Origin of the sequence: Pseudomonas campi (genome assembly GCF_013200955.2) — a bacterium.
Taxonomy (GTDB): domain Bacteria; phylum Pseudomonadota; class Gammaproteobacteria; order Pseudomonadales; family Pseudomonadaceae; genus Aquipseudomonas; species Aquipseudomonas campi.
In genome coordinates, this window is sequence record NZ_CP053697.2 from 1,625,809 (window position 1) to 1,640,570 (window position 14,762).

Annotated in this window: 10 protein-coding genes and 1 pseudogene; 10 read left to right on the top strand and 1 reads right to left on the bottom strand. The window is 63.2% G+C overall.

Annotated features, from left to right (window positions below; genetic code table 11):
- Positions 1 to 25: 25 nt before the first annotated feature.
- Positions 26 to 1,441 (bottom strand): cytochrome c oxidase accessory protein CcoG, encoded by a 1,416-nt coding sequence (gene ccoG, locus HNE05_RS07520; protein WP_173205085.1) that lies wholly within the window; start codon positions 1,439 to 1,441, stop codon positions 26 to 28.
- A gap of 543 nt (positions 1,442 to 1,984) precedes the next feature.
- On the opposite strand from ccoG, the gene HNE05_RS07525 reads away from it, so the two are divergent.
- The 10 genes and pseudogenes from HNE05_RS07525 to HNE05_RS07570 all read left to right on the top strand — a co-directional run bounded on the left by HNE05_RS07525 (position 1,985) and on the right by HNE05_RS07570 (position 14,651).
- Complete coding sequence (locus HNE05_RS07525) at positions 1,985 to 2,605, top strand: hypothetical protein (RefSeq protein ID WP_173205088.1); 621 nt, start codon at positions 1,985 to 1,987, stop codon at positions 2,603 to 2,605.
- A 15-nt stretch (positions 2,606 to 2,620) separates the two neighbouring features.
- Positions 2,621 to 3,247 (top strand): hypothetical protein, encoded by a 627-nt coding sequence (locus HNE05_RS07530; protein ID WP_173205091.1) that lies wholly within the window; start codon positions 2,621 to 2,623, stop codon positions 3,245 to 3,247.
- A gap of 555 nt (positions 3,248 to 3,802) precedes the next feature.
- Positions 3,803 to 5,463 (top strand): annotated as a pseudogene (locus HNE05_RS07535) (nitrite/sulfite reductase).
- A complete protein-coding gene (locus HNE05_RS07540; protein ID WP_173205098.1) occupies positions 5,460 to 5,969 on the top strand; it encodes a DUF934 domain-containing protein in 510 nt (169 codons plus the stop codon). The pseudogene HNE05_RS07535 and the gene HNE05_RS07540 overlap by 4 nt, the downstream one beginning before the upstream one ends.
- A 259-nt stretch (positions 5,970 to 6,228) precedes the next feature.
- Positions 6,229 to 8,688, top strand: coding sequence for an EAL domain-containing protein (locus tag HNE05_RS07545; RefSeq protein WP_173205101.1), 2,460 nt, complete (start codon positions 6,229 to 6,231; stop codon positions 8,686 to 8,688).
- Positions 8,689 to 8,958: 270 nt separating this feature from the next.
- Entirely contained in the window at positions 8,959 to 10,041 is a 1,083-nt protein-coding gene (hppD, locus tag HNE05_RS07550) for a 4-hydroxyphenylpyruvate dioxygenase (protein ID WP_173205104.1), read from the top strand.
- A gap of 99 nt (positions 10,042 to 10,140) precedes the next feature.
- Positions 10,141 to 11,280 (top strand): homogentisate 1,2-dioxygenase, encoded by a 1,140-nt coding sequence (locus HNE05_RS07555; RefSeq protein WP_173205107.1) that lies wholly within the window; start codon positions 10,141 to 10,143, stop codon positions 11,278 to 11,280.
- Positions 11,281 to 11,368: 88 nt separating this feature from the next.
- A complete protein-coding gene (locus HNE05_RS07560; protein WP_173205110.1) occupies positions 11,369 to 12,349 on the top strand; it encodes a fumarylacetoacetate hydrolase family protein in 981 nt (326 codons plus the stop codon).
- 66 nt (positions 12,350 to 12,415) lie between these two features.
- A complete protein-coding gene (gene maiA, locus HNE05_RS07565; RefSeq protein ID WP_173205113.1) occupies positions 12,416 to 13,066 on the top strand; it encodes a maleylacetoacetate isomerase in 651 nt (216 codons plus the stop codon).
- Between the two features lie 124 nt (positions 13,067 to 13,190).
- On the top strand, positions 13,191 to 14,651 hold the full coding sequence (locus HNE05_RS07570) for a sodium-dependent transporter (protein WP_173205116.1): 1,461 nt from the start codon (positions 13,191 to 13,193) through the stop codon (positions 14,649 to 14,651).
- Positions 14,652 to 14,762 lie beyond the last annotated feature (111 nt).

A 14,762-nucleotide genomic window follows, 5' to 3' on the forward strand; every position in this document is an offset into this window, starting at 1 on the left:
ACGGCGAGTTGCCGGCGCATGCTCGTCAGCGCCTGGCCGGGGCGATAAACATGCTCTGGGTCTGCGCGCGCTCACTGGCGTCGGCCAGGTTACTGACCTCGAAACGGATCGGCATAGCCGTCGCGCTGGCCTGCTCGGCGAGCTGCACCAGGGTCACCGGCACGTCGAGGATTTCCCCCGGGGCCAGCAGCAATTGCCGGGGCGCGTCGAGGCGCAGGCTGGGGCTGTCCAGCAGTTGCAGGCTATAACGCTGGGCCTGCTGGGTCTTGTTGATCACCTTGAGGCGGTAGGTGTTCTCGATCTGCCCGGCGGCGTTTTCTCGGTACATGCTGCGGTCCTTGGCGGCGTCGATGGACACCAGCGAGCGCGCTTCCAGGGCCCAGATGAAGGCGCCGATCATCAGTGTCAGGGCCACGCCATAGCCAAGCAGGCGCGGGCGCAGCCAGTGGGTCTTGCCGCCCTGCAGTTCACGCTCGGAGCGGTAGCCGACCAGACCCTTGGCATAGCCCATCTTGTCCATGATCGAGTCGCAGGCGTCGATGCAGGCGGCGCAGCCGATGCAGTCGATCTGCAGGCCGTCGCGGATGTCGATACCGGTCGGGCAGACCTGCACGCACATCTGGCAGTCGATGCAGTCGCCCAGGCCCTCGGCCTTATGGTCGCTGTCTTTGCGCCGCGGGCCACGGCCTTCGCCGCGGCTCGCGTCATAGGCCACCAGCAATGTGTCCTGGTCGAACAGGGCGCTCTGGAAGCGCGAGTAGGGGCACATGTGCACGCAGACTTTTTCGCGCAGCCAGCCGGCGTTGAGGTAGGTGGCGGCGCTGAAGAACAGCACCCAGAACAGCGTGGCGCCATCGAGTTGCAGACTGAACAGCTCTGCGCTCAGCTCGCGGATCGGGGTGAAGTAGCCGATAAAGGTCAGCGCGGTGAGCAGGCTCACGGCCAGCCAGATGGCGTGCTTGGCGCTACGCCGGGCCAGCTTGTTCAGCGACCAGGACGCGGCGTCCAGCTTGATCCGTTGGTGGCGTTCGCCCTCGGTGATTTTTTCCGCCCACATGAACACCCAGGTCCACACGCTCTGCGGGCAGGTGTAGCCACACCAGATGCGCCCGGCCACCACCGTGGCGGTGAACAGGCCGAAGGCGGCGATGATCAGCAGCGCCGAGAGCAGAATGAAGTCCTGCGGCCAGAAGGTCGCGCCGAAGATGTAGTAGCGGTGCTCGGCCAGGTTCCACAGCACCGCCTGGCGCCCGTCCCAGTCGAGCCAGGCGGTACCGAAGAAAATCAGGAACAACAGACCGGCGCCATACAGGCGCAGGTTGCGGAAACGCCCGCTGAAACTTCGGGTATGGATCGGCCCGCCAGCCAGGGATGGCGTCAGCCGCACAGGCTGGGTGACGTCGATGGATTCCACGATCCGCGCGGGGATGCGTTCGCTCATGACAGCTGCCTCATCAAGCTTTTCCAAGATGAGGCAATGGTCGGCGCGTCAGCACTTACATAACAGATTCAGGTTGATCGATAAAAAGCGGATCAGATGCTGTGGCTTAGCCGTGCTGATGACGCGGCAGGCAGATCGCTGGGCAAATTCAGTGCAAGCCACAACACACACCGATGATGCTGCATCATCGGTGTGTGTTGAGAAAGGTCTGTCATTCAATAACTTAGCGTGATTTGTCTATTTGAAGGCTTCAGGGAGTTTGGGCGGCGCCGCCGAGGCGTGCAACCACTAGGTCGCGGAGCACCTTGGGCTTGCCGTCGCCGCCGATGATGTAGGCGATCTTCTCGGCCTTGAGTCAGCGCGCTTGGGCGCTGGGCTTCACCTTGCCGGAGAGGGTTTGAAGTTCTGCCTCAGTGAGAAACATAGGTCTCCCTCTTGTCAGGCTGCTGCCGGCACTGGAGATTCTGCGAAGCGCAGATCCCCGTGGACTAGTGAGTCGGCCGCGGGCACTCTGCATCGGTTAGGGATGGTGGAGATTGAGGGATGATTCTGAAGCGATGGCGCGACTACAAAATTGAAATCCGGCCGTTGGTAATCCTTGCCGGGCTGTTGATTTCTCCAGTCATAGTTATTTTGCTGCTTTGGCTGTTTAGTGCGGATGGTGCTTGGCTGGATGCTTTCGTATGGAATAAGGACACCGCGCCAGGCTGGGTTCAGGCCATAGGTGCAATCATTGCCTTGATTGTCGCGATAGGTATCGCGCAAGCCGAGCGTAAGTGGCAGCGATGGCACCTGAAGGACCGAGTAAACAATGTGCGATATGTCGTTTGCCAAGAAATGTACCGAGTTCTCAGCGAGATTATCTTTGCTGATTTTCCTAGGGATGAGACTGGGAGGCCGCGTGATGATTGGAAGGACTTTAGGTACTTCGAGGCGCGAGTTCAGGCTGCGATTGATCGCGTGGGCCGGATAGCACTCGAGCCAGAAATTGGAACACTGATGCTCGTCAGCAATGCCGAAGATGTCCTGTGTGAATTGCAGGCAATATTGCGAGCGGAACAGGGCATAACCAGACGTCTTCAGGACTATGCAAAAGAGAAGGTTCGGGGTTGGCAGGAGGCAGCCGACGAATTTATGGCCGAATACGGCAAACACTATGAATAGAAGTTGGACTGGTAAATGAAAAGTGATCTCAAGGCAAGGATGGTCGAGGCCACACTTTGGGCTCTGTGGTGGCTGATGATTGGCAGTGCGGCTGTTTGGTTGCTCGTTGGCTCCGTTGCATATTGGGTAAAGCATGGCTGGCTGCCCGCCGATTCTGCTGGCTGGGCTCAGGCTATCGGTGCGATGGCCGCGATTGCGGTGGCCATAGTTGTGCCTTGGCGCCTGAGGGCTGCAGAGCAGCGCAGCAGGCAAGATGACAGGCGCGCAGTCGAGATTGGGCAGTACATCCAATTGATTAAGGTAATCAATACGGCTGAGAGATTCGTAGGAGAGCTTCGTAACGGCCGCAACGGTTATTCGTATGGTGCAACTCGTCTCCTGCTTTATTCGCTTCTTCAGGATATACAGCAACAGTTTTCTACCCTGCTTTTGGCAACCGGTGATCGGCTTCTGCTGAAACATATTCAAGACGTCAAGGTGGCGATTGCACGTTTCTCTGACCGAATACATCCGGATGACATCAGCAACACTCAGGACGTGAGCAACTTGCTTAATGGGCTTAGAGCTGCAAGAAGCTCTCTGGAGGGTTATGTGGCGAGTGAGGAGCTTTTCAAACCCCATTCGGTTGGAATTACTGGGTGATCGATATCTCTTAACAAGAGATGCCGAAGGTGAGGTTGGGAGGCGGAGTGAAGGTCTCAATTCTTTGGGACAGTGAACAGCTGTTGTGAGGTAGGTAACTGAAGCGCAGGTACCTCTGCAGGCGAAGTTCTTGATCACCAGACCGCCGAAGTTGGGGCTGGGCAGCGGGTGGGTGGGGTAGAAGTTGGTCATGCTACGCCCCGTGGAACTGCTGAATTTGTTGCTAAGTGCGATCACATCAAGGGGTAATGGGGTCATACCACAGTCCTCCGCCGGTGGGTGGTGGCCAGCAGTTCGAGCAGGCCGCCGTGGTAGTGGATGGCGGTCTGGCTGGGCTGCCAGGGGAAAAAGGGACAGATTTATTTTCCTCTCCCTAAACGAGCACTCTTGGTGGGTTTTAGCCAATCTGCAGCCCCGCTCTATTGGTCGTAGCGCGCTCTCTCGACATCTGCTCCGTACTTTCCCGACCAATCTGAGTCTGTTCTGCTCGCGCTCCGCCCCGCCATAGTCACCCTCACTTGAACCCGCTGTGCGGGTGGTGGATGAGGGGGCGGGATGTACCAGTACGACGATTACGACCACGCGCTGGTGCGCGAGCGGGTGGCGCAGTTCCGCGACCAGGTGCAACGCCACCTGAGTGGCGAGCTGAGTGAGGAGGAGTTCCTGCCGCTGCGCCTGCAGAATGGCCTGTACCTGCAGAAGCACGCCTACATGCTGCGGGTGGCGATTCCCTACGGCACCCTGTCGTCGACCCAGTTGCGCACCCTGGCGCACATCGCCCGCGAGCATGATCGCGGCTACGGCCACCTGACCACCCGGCAGAATATCCAGTTCAACTGGATCGAGCTTGAGCAGGTGCCGGACATCCTCAAACAGCTGGCGGCGGTAGAGATGCACGCCATCCAGACGTCCGGCAACTGCGTGCGCAATGTCACCACCGAGGCCTTCGCCGGGGTGGCGGCTGACGAGATTCTCGACCCGCGACCACTGGCAGAAATTCTCCGCCAGTGGTCGACGGTCAACCCGGAATTTCTGTTCCTGCCGCGCAAGTTCAAGATCGCCCTGTGTGCTGCCGCCGAGGATCGCGCGGCGGTGCAGGTGCACGATATCGGCCTGCAGCTGTACCGCGATGCTACCGGCGAGCTGCTGCGCGTGCTGGTCGGCGGTGGCCTGGGGTACGCGATATCGGTGTGCCGATCCGCGAGGGCCTGGCGTGGCGCCATACCCTGAGCTACGTCGAGGCCATCCTGCGCGTGTACAACCGCCACGGCCGGCGCGACAACAAGTACAAGGCGCGGATCAAGATCCTGGTCAAAGCCCTGGGTATCGAGGCCTTTGCCCAGGAGGTGGAGGCGGAGTGGGCGACGATCAAGGATGGCCCGGCCGAGCTTACCGATGAGGAGTATCGGCGTGTGGCCACGCACTTTCAGCCGCCGGCCTACGCCGTGCTGGCCGATGGCGGCGTGCAGCCGGGCGAGCAGTTGCATGACCCACAGTTTGCCCGCTGGCTGGCGCGCAACGTGCACCCGCACAAGGTGCGGGGCTATGCCAGCGTGGTGTTGTCGAGCAAGCCGGGCGCGGCCTTGCCGCCGGGCGATATCACCGCCGCGCAGATGGACGCGGTGGCCGACTGGGCCGAGGCCTTCGGCTTCGGCGAAGTCCGCGTGGCCCACGAGCAGAACCTGGTGCTGCCGGATGTGCGCCAGAGCGACCTGTATCACCTCTGGCAGCTGGCCACGGCGGCTGGTTTGGCCACGCCGAATATAGGCCTGCTCAGCGACATCATCGCCTGCCCGGGTGGCGACTACTGTTCCCTGGCCAATGCCAAGTCGATTCCCATCGCTCAGGCCATTCAGCAGCGTTTCGCGGACCTCGACTACCTGCACGATATCGGCGAATTGAGCCTGAATATCTCCGGCTGCATGAACGCCTGCGGCCACCACCATATCGGCAACATCGGCATTCTCGGCGTGGATAAGAACGGCAGCGAGTGGTACCAGATCACCCTCGGCGGCGCCCAAGGCCACGGGGCCGCGCTGGGCAAGGTGATCGGCCCGGCATTCGGCGCCGACGAAGTGCCGCAGGTAATCGAGAGCCTGATCCAGGTCTACCTGCAGCAGCGCGCACTGGGCGAGCACTTCGTCGACTGCGTGGCGCGCATCGGCCTGGAGCCGTTCAAGCAGCGGGTCTATCGCCCGCAGGAGGTGCCGGCATGAACAACCTGATCAGGCTGGTGGAGGGCGCGGCGCGGCTGGTTGACGATGATCCCTGGCAGTTGGTTCGCCAGGGTGAAGCAACGCCCGAGCAGGCGCCACTGATTCTGCCCCTGGCGCAGTGGCGCGAACGGCAGAGCGACGCGGTGCTGGCTGGGCGCCAATCCAGCCGCGATGGCCTGTGGCTGGCGCCGGACGACGAGGTGGAAAGCCTGGTCATCTGCCTGCCGGCGCTACCGCTGATTGCCGTGGACTTCCCGACCTTCCGTGATGGCCGTGGCTACAGCCAGGCCTACCTGCTGCGTACGCGCCTGGGCTGGCGTGGCGAGTTGCGCGCAGTCGGCGATGTGCTGCGCGACCAGCTCAGCCATATGCGCCAGTGCGGCTTCGACAGCTTCGCCGTGCGTGCCGACAAGTCGGCAGAGGATGCGCTCAAGGGCCTGGCCGGCATGAGCGTGCAGTACGGTCGCTCGGTGATCGAGCCGCGACCGTTGTTTCGCCGGCGCTGAGAGCCTGCGCACCCTACGCAAGCACCATCGAACCACTGCAATCATGATCCAACCTGCTGAATTGGAAACTTTCGCGATTGCTCGCTACTCCTGACCTGTCGTTCAGCAAAAAAGCCATCTATACCTCATCCATATGCCCCTTGAGGCAGGGGCAGGGCTGCCTTGTTGTTCTCACCCCGAGTTTGGCGCAAGGGATTGGCGCTTTTACTGGCGTAGTTGGGCCATGACTGCGCGCGGTACGGTCAGGAGAAAGGAATTGATGAGTACGGAGATCGGTGCCAGGCGAGCGCGTACCACTGCCCAGTTGTTGCGGCTGGTCTGGCCGTTTGCCCTGGTGATTCTGCTGCAGGCGCTGCTGGCCGGCGGCAGCCTCTATGTGATGTCGGCCGTGCGCGCCTATGTGGGCGGCGAGAGCCTGTGGTCGAAAGGCCTCAAGGATGCCATCCATCATCTCGATCTCTATGCGCAGAGCCAGGACCCCAAGCATTTCCAGCAATACCGCCAGGCGATTGCCGTGCCTCTGGGCGATCACGTCTTCCGGGTCGAGTTGAGCCGGGACGAGCCTGATCTGGTGGCGGCGAACGCGGGCATTCTGCAGGGCAAGAATCACCCCGACGATGTCGAGGCAATGATCTGGCTGTTTCGCAATTTTCGCGACTTCAGCTACCTGCAACGGGCCATCGCGCAATGGACGCTGGCAGATCGCTACATCTTCGAGCTGACTGCGTTGGCGGACGAGATGCACGCCAGCATCACTCGCAGTCAGGTCAGCGCTGGGCAGAGGGCCGACTGGCAGGCACGTGTCGAGCAGATCAACAACGGTGCCACGCCGGCCGCCGAGGCATTTTCCAGCATCCTCGGCGAAGCCTCGCGGGTGGTGCTGCGCCTGCTGACGCTGCTCAACCTGCTTACCGCCGCGCTGCTGATCGGCCTGGCAGTGTTGCGCACGCGCAAGCTGCTGATCGAGCGCGAGTATGCCGATTACGCCCTGGAGCGCGAGAAGCAGCGCGCCCAGGTGACCCTGGCGGCGATTGGCGATGCGGTGATCAGCCTCGACCCGCGTGGTCATATCGCCTACATGAACCCGACGGCGGAGCAGCTGATTGGTTGCCGGATCGGGGAGGCTCAGGGCCAGCCCTTCGATGCGCTGTTCTCGATTGTCGACGAACAGCCAGGCGAGGGCGACGAGCCCTTCGTGCAGGCGATCCTGGCGGGCAGCAGCCAGAGCGTATGCGACCACACCAAACTGATCCTGCGTCCGGACGGCAGCTCGGTGGCGGTCAATCTGGTCGGTACGCCGATCCTTACCGACGGCCAGGTCAGCGGGGCGGTGATGGTCTTGCACGACATGACCCGCGAGCGCCAGTTCGTCGCCAGCCTGTCCTGGCAGGCCAGCCACGATGCACTGACCGGTCTGGTCAATCGGCGCGAGTTCGAATACCGCCTGGCCCAGCTGCTGGAACGCCTGCAGCACGAGCACCGGCGGCATGCCCTGATGTTTCTCGATCTCGACCAGTTCAAGCTGGTCAACGATACCAGCGGCCATGCTGCCGGCGACGAGTTGCTGCGCCAGGTCTGCAGTGAGCTGCAACAGCACCTGCGCGAGGGCGACACGCTGGCGCGTCTGGGCGGTGACGAGTTCGGCATCCTCCTGGAAAACTGCCCGGCGGAGGCCAGCGAGCGGATTGCCGAGGCCTTGCGCAAGGCCGTGCAGGATTTGCGCTTTATCTGGAACGGTCGCCCCTTTGCCATCAGCGTCAGCATTGGCCTGGTGCAGATCAGCGAAGGCCCCAGCAGCCTGGAGTCACTGCTGCGCACTGCCGACATGGCCTGCTATTCGGCCAAGGAGAAGGGCCGCAACCGCGTGCACGCCTATCAGCCGGACGACTCCGAGTTGTCCCTGCGGGTCGGTGAGATGAGCTGGGTGCAGCGCATCCACACGGCCCTGCAGGAGGACCGCTTCTGCCTCTATGCGCAGAAGATCATCGCCCTGCGCGACGAGGTCGAGAGCGTGCATGTGGAAATCCTCCTGCGCCTGCAGGACGAGAATGGCCAGATCATCGGCCCCGGCAGTTTCATTCCGGCGGCCGAACGTTACGGCCTGATGCACCTGATCGACCGCTGGGTGCTGCGCAACACCCTGCAGGCCCTGGCCGAGCAGCTGGCCAGCGGTGCCCTGCAGGACAGCGCTACCTGCGCCGTCAACCTGTCAGGGGCGAGCATCGGCGATAGCGCCTTCCTCGATTTCATCCGCGAGCAGTTCGCCAGCCAGCCGGTGCCGCCGCAGATGATCTGCTTCGAGATCACCGAAACCACGGCGATCACCAACCTGGCCGAGGCCACCCGTTTCATCGGCGAGCTGCAAGGCCTGGGCTGTCGCTTCTCGCTGGACGATTTCTGCGCCGGCATGTCGTCCTTCATGTACCTCAAGCACCTGCCGGTGGATTACCTGAAGATCGACGGCAGCTTCGTCCGCGACATGCTGGAAGACCCCATCGACCGGGCCATGGTCGAGGTGATCAACCATATCGGTCATGTCATGGGCAAGCTGACCATCGCCGAGTTCGTCGAGTCCGAGGAGATCCTCCAGGCCTTGCGCGAGATCGGCGTCGACTACGCCCAGGGCTACGTGATCGCCCGGCCGCAGCCTTTTGCCTTGTCCAGCCTGGCAGAGGCGCCGCAAGGTGAGTGGCTGGCGACCGCCAATCAGTCCACCTGAAACGCGCTGCGCCGTCTGCTGGCAGCTTCCTGAACCGCATTGGCAAGAAATCGTTACGCATGGCAAGCCGTTGCGGTGGCGCTTTCCGGCGATTTCAGGGGTGTAAGGAAAACCTGCCGATCAGCCGGACAGGGTGAGGGTCAGGCTGTCGCAGGTCGGCTTGTTCGTCTGCGGTTCGCGGGTTGTTATGAGGCTATCCACAGCGCGCTGCCGTCAGGGCAGGGCGCATGCCTACAACAACCATGCCTACAACAACAACGCGGAGGCCGGATGAACGCCGTGGCCATGATCGAGCAGCACAACCCCATTGGTACCGACGGTTTCGAATTCGTCGAATACACCGCCCCGACGCCGGAAGGCATCGAGCAGCTGCGCCAGCTGTTCACCGCCATGGGCTTCACCGAAACCGCCAAGCACCGCTCCAAGCAAGTCTGGCTGTTCCAGCAGAACGACATCAATTTCGTCCTCAACGGCAGCCCCACCGGCCATGTCCGTGAGTTCGGCCTGAAACACGGCCCCAGCGCCTGCGCCATGGCCTTCCGGGTGAAGAACGCGGCCCAGGCCGCCGCCTATGTCGAGGCCCAGGGCGCCACGCTGGTCGGCAGTCATGCCAACTTCGGCGAGCTGAACATCCCCTGCGTCGAAGGCATCGGTGGCTCGCTGCTGTACCTGGTCGATCGCTACGGCGACAAGACCATCTACGACGTCGACTTCGAGTACATCGAAGGCCGCACGCCGAACGACAACGCGGTTGGCCTGCAGGCCCTCGACCACCTGACCCACAACGTCAAGCGCGGGCAGATGGACGTCTGGTCGGGCTTCTACGAGCGCATCGCCAACTTCCGCGAGATCCGCTACTTCGACATCGAAGGCAAGCTCACCGGCCTGCTGTCGCGGGCCATGACCGCGCCGTGCGGCAAGATCCGCATCCCGATCAACGAGTCGGCCGACGACAAGTCGCAGATCGAGGAATTCATCCGCGAGTACCACGGCGAAGGCATCCAGCACATCGCCCTGAGCACCGAGGATATCTACGCCACCGTGCGCCAGCTGCGCGCCAACGGCGTGGAATTCCTCAGCACCCCGGACACCTACTACGCCAAGGTCGACACCCGCGTCGCCGGGCATGGCGAGCCGACCGAGGTACTGCGCGAGCTGAACATCCTGATCGACGGCGCGCCCAGTGATGACGGCATCCTGCTGCAGATTTTCACCCACACGGTGATCGGGCCGATCTTCTTCGAGATCATCCAGCGCAAGGGCAACCAGGGCTTCGGCGAAGGCAACTTCAAGGCGCTGTTCGAGTCCATCGAAGAAGACCAGATCAAGCGCGGTGTGATTTCCGCGGAGTGAACCGTAGGGTGGATGTCGCTTTTCACATCCACCAGGGAGCACGAGTATTTGGTGGAAAACGCTTCGCGGTTTTCCACCCTACATGTCTGGAGCTACGCCATGAGTCGTAACTGGATCAGCTTTCCCCTGCGTGAAGGCGAGTGCTCGCGCCAGGCGCACTGCGACTTCCCGCAGGGCACCTACGAGCGCGAGATGGGCCGCGAGGGCTTCTTCGGCCCGGTGACCCACCTGCATCACAAGCACCCGCCGACCGGCTGGGTCGACTGGGAGGGGCCGCTGCGCCCGCACGCCTTCAACTTCAACCAGATCGCCAGCGAGCGCGACTGCCCGCTGGAGGCGCCGCTGACCCTGCACAACGCCGACGTCAAACTGCGCGTGTGGAAGACTCACGGCGCCATGCGCCACCTGGTGCGCAACAGCGACGGCGACGAGCTGCTGTTCGTGCATGACGGCGCTGGGCACTTCTACTGCGACTTCGGCCACCTGGAATACCGCGACGGCGACTACCTGGTGATCCCGCGCGGCACCGCCTGGCGTATCGAGCCGACGGCACCGAGCCACTTCCTGCTGATCGAGAACACCGACGGCGCCTACCAGCTACCGGACAAAGGCCTGCTCGGCGCGCAGGCGATCTTCGACCCGGCGGTGCTCGACCATCCGCGCATCGACGCCGCCTTCAAGGCCCAGCAGGACGAAAACCCCTGGCAGATCAGGATCAAGCGGCGCGAGCAGATCAGCACGGTGACCTATCCGTACAACCCGCTGGATGTGGTCGGCTGGCACGGCGACAACACAGTGGTGCGCCTCAACTGGCGCGACATCCGCCCGCTGATGAGCCACCGCTACCACCTGCCGCCCTCGGCGCACACCACCTTCGTCGCCAATGGCTTCGTCGTCTGCACCTTCACCCCGCGGCCGATCGAGTCCGATCCGGGCGCGCTGAAAGTGCCGTTCTTCCACAACAACGACGACTACGACGAGGTGCTGTTCTACCACCGCGGCAACTTCTTCAGCCGCGACAACATCGAGGCCGGGATGGTCACCTTCCACCCCTGCGGCTTCCCCCACGGCCCGCATCCCAAGGCGCTGAAGAAGGCCACGGAAGACCCGGCGACCTTTGCCGAGGAAGTGGCGGTGATGATCGACACCCGCCGCGCCCTGGAGGTGGCCGAAGCCGCCGCCGGCGTGGACGTGCCCGAATACGTGAACTCCTGGCGTGCGCCGGGGAAATCAGTCTGAACAAACCGGTAGGAGCCAGCTTGCTGGCGATGCTGTTGACCTGCTGATCGCCAGCAAGTTGGTTCCTACATATTGACGGAAACTGCTTATGAAACTCGCATCACTGAATCAAGGCCGCGACGGCTCGCTAGTCGTCGTATCCCGCGACCTGACCCGCGCGGTCAAGGTGCCGCAGATTGCCGCCACCTTGCAGGCCGCCCTGGACGACTGGGCGATCAAGCGCCCGCACCTGGAGGCGACCTACCAGCGCCTCAACGATGGTCTGGAACCGGATGCCTTCTACTTCGACCAGGCCGACTGCCACAGCCCGCTGCCGCGTGCTTTTCACTGGGCCGACGGCAGTGCCTACGTCAACCACGTCGAGCTGGTACGCAAGGCCCGCGGCGCCGAGATGCCGGAGTCCTTCTGGCATGACCCGCTGATGTACCAAGGCGGCGCCGACAGCTTCATCCCGCCGCACAGCCCGATCCTGATGGCCGACGAGGCCTGGGGCATCGACCTGGAAGCCGAGCTGGCAGTGATCACCGACGACGTGCCGATGGGCGCCAGCGCGGCCGAGGCGGCCGGGCATATCCAGTTGCTGATGCTGGTCAACGACGTATCGCTGCGCAACCTGATCCCCGGCGAGCTGGCCAAGGGTTTCGGCTTCTACCAGAGCAAACCGTCGTCGAGTTTCTCGCCGGTAGCGGTGACCCCTGACGAACTGGGCGACGCCTGGAAAGACGGCAAGGTGCATCGCCCGCTGGTCTCGCACATCAACGGCGCGCTGTTCGGCCAGCCGGATGCCGGCGTGGACATGACCTTCAACTTCCCGACCCTGGTCGCCCATGCCGCCAAGACCCGCCCGCTGGGCAGCGGCAGCATTATCGGCTCCGGAACTGTCTCGAATTACGATCGCAGTGCCGGCTCGTCCTGCCTGGCGGAGAAACGCATGCTGGAGATCGTCGAGAGCGGCGAGGCGAAGACGCCGTTCCTCAAGTTCGGCGACCGCGTGCGCATCGAGATGTTCGACGCCGCCGGCCACAGCATCTTCGGCGCCATCGACCAGGCGGTGGAAAAATATGCGTAGCCCGGATGCAATCCGGGAGACCGAGCAGGCATTCCCGGATTGCATCCGGGCTACGGGGAGGGAACCATGCTGACGCTCTATTCCTACTGGCGCTCCAGCGCCGCCTACCGGGTGCGCATCGCCTTGGGTCTCAAGGGCCTGGCCTACCAGCAGGTGCCGGTGCACCTGGTCAAGGACGGTGGCCAGCAGCACTCTGCCGACTACCTGGCGCTGAATCCGCAGGGCCTGCTGCCGCTGCTGGTGGATGCCGGCAATGGCGGGGTGCGCATCGCCCAGTCGCTGGCCATCCTTGAATACCTCGACGAGGTGTTCCCGGTACCGGCGCTGCTGCCGGCCGACCCGGCCCAACGCGCCCAGGTGCGCGCCCTGGCCCTGCATATCGCCTGCGACATCCATCCGCTGAACAACCTGCGCGTGCTGCAGTACCTGTCCACTGAGCTGGGCGCCTCCGACGAGGCGAAGAACACCTGGTACCGCCACTGGGTCGACAACGGCCTGGCGGCGGTGGAGCAGGGCCTGGCCGTATTTGATGGGCGCCTGTCACTGGGCGAACGCCCCGGCTACCTGGAGGCCTGCCTGATCCCGCAGCTGTACAACGCGCGGCGCTTCGAGTGTGACCTCAGCGGCTATCCGCGCATCCTCGCTATCGCGGCGCGCTGCGAAGCGCTCGATGCGTTCAAGAACGCCGCTCCGGAGGTGCAGCCCGACGCACAGTAGGGTTGGCCCTCTGCCTGACCTTCTCCCCGATCGGGAGAGGGGAAGACCAATGTCTTGCCTAGCTCCGCCGTGCCACAAGCGCGGCGGGTTCGATCCCCGTCACGATAAAAACAACAGGTGACGCATGACCCGTGAAAAACCGAAGAACCTCTGGCTCTCGCGCTGGGGCTTTATCCTCGCTGCAACCGGCTCCGCTGTGGGCCTGGGCAATATCTGGAAATTCCCCTACATCACCGGCGAATACGGCGGTGGTGCCTTCGTCCTGATGTACCTGGCCTGCATCCTGGCCATCGGTATTCCGGTGATGATGACCGAGATCGCCCTCGGCCGGCGTGGCCGCGGCAGCCCGATCGACGCCATCGCCCGCGTGGTGCGCGAGAACAACAGTAACCCGCTGTGGAAGAGCGTCGGCCTGATGGCCATGCTCGCCGGCTTCATGATCCTGTGTTTCTACGTGGTGGTGGCCGGCTGGGCCTTCGCCTACACGTGGAAGATGGCCTCGGGGGCCCTGGCCGCGCCCAGCGTGGACGCCCTGGCCAAGGTGTTTGAAACGCACAATGCCAGCCCCTGGCAACTGGGCGGCTGGAGCGTGCTGGTGGCGCTGCTGACCCTGTGGATCGTCGGCAAGGGCGTGCAGGCCGGGGTGGAGAAGGCCTTCCGCTGGATGATGCCGGGGCTGGCGCTGATGCTGATCGTACTGGTCGGCTATGCCTGGACCAGCGGCAGCTTTACCCAGGGCTTTGCCTTCCTGTTCACCTTCGATGCCTCGAAGATCACCGGCGAAGCGCTGCTGGCGGCCCTCGGCCATGCCTTCTTCACTCTCAGCCTGGCTTCCGGCGCCATCCTCACGTACGGCTCCTATATCCCGGACGGCCAGTCCATCGCCCGCACCACCTTTATCGTCGCCATCGCCGATACCTGCGTGGCGCTGCTGGCCGGTCTGGCGATCTTCCCGGTGATCTTCGCCAATGGCATGGACCCCAGCGCCGGCCCGGGCCTGATCTTCATGAGCCTGCCGCTGGCCTTCCAGCAGATGCCGTTCGGCACGGTGTTTGGCGTGCTGTTCTTCGCCATGGTCTCGGTCGCCGCGCTGACTTCGGCCATTTCGATGATCGAGGCGCTGGTCGCCTACCTCAACGAGAAGCACGGCATCAGCCGGATCAAGGCGGCCGCCGGTTCCGGGGCGCTGCTGCTGGTGATCAGCCTGCTGGCGATGCTCTCGTTCAACGTCGGCGCCGAGTGGAAGCTGTTCGGCTTTACCCTGTTCGATGGCCTGGACTACCTGACCTCGCGCTGGATGATGCCGCTGGGCGGGATCTGCATGGTGATCCTCGCCGGCTACTGCCTGCGCAGCGAGATCATGCGTGACGAACTGGGCCTGGCGCCGGCCGGCTATGCCCTGTGGCTGTTCATGGTGCGCTACGTCAGCCCGGTGCTGATCCTCATGGTGTTCCTGCATGCCCTCGGCTGGCTGGGTTTCGACCCGATCGCCCAGTGGTACTGGATCGCCGGCGCGATTGGCGTCCTGGCCCTGCTTGGTGAATTGCTGGTGCCGCGCGTGCGCCATGAGTTGGCGCTGCGCTGATACCCTGTGCTGGGTGAACCCAGCTCCGCTGGTAATTCGGTTCACCTAAGTGCTTGGCTCCCCTCTCCCACAAGTGGGAGAGGGGATTGTCCGCGTTGCCGGCGTGGTAGC

What these genes read in the sequence shown, in the direction of transcription:
- HNE05_RS07540 (WP_173205098.1), top strand. Translation starts at nt 5,460, where the DNA reads ATGAACAACCTGATCAGGCTGGTGGAGGGCGCGGCGCGGCTGGTTGAC.
- HNE05_RS07530 (WP_173205091.1), top strand. Translation starts at nt 2,621, where the DNA reads ATGAAAAGTGATCTCAAGGCAAGGATGGTCGAGGCCACACTTTGGGCT.
- HNE05_RS07570 (WP_173205116.1), top strand. Translation starts at nt 13,191, where the DNA reads ATGACCCGTGAAAAACCGAAGAACCTCTGGCTCTCGCGCTGGGGCTTT.
- HNE05_RS07555 (WP_173205107.1), top strand. Translation starts at nt 10,141, where the DNA reads ATGAGTCGTAACTGGATCAGCTTTCCCCTGCGTGAAGGCGAGTGCTCG.
- HNE05_RS07525 (WP_173205088.1), top strand. Translation starts at nt 1,985, where the DNA reads ATGATTCTGAAGCGATGGCGCGACTACAAAATTGAAATCCGGCCGTTG.
- ccoG (WP_173205085.1), bottom strand. Translation starts at nt 1,441, where the DNA reads ATGAGCGAACGCATCCCCGCGCGGATCGTGGAATCCATCGACGTCACC.
- maiA (WP_173205113.1), top strand. Translation starts at nt 12,416, where the DNA reads ATGCTGACGCTCTATTCCTACTGGCGCTCCAGCGCCGCCTACCGGGTG.
- hppD (WP_173205104.1), top strand. Translation starts at nt 8,959, where the DNA reads ATGAACGCCGTGGCCATGATCGAGCAGCACAACCCCATTGGTACCGAC.
- HNE05_RS07545 (WP_173205101.1), top strand. Translation starts at nt 6,229, where the DNA reads ATGAGTACGGAGATCGGTGCCAGGCGAGCGCGTACCACTGCCCAGTTG.
- HNE05_RS07560 (WP_173205110.1), top strand. Translation starts at nt 11,369, where the DNA reads ATGAAACTCGCATCACTGAATCAAGGCCGCGACGGCTCGCTAGTCGTC.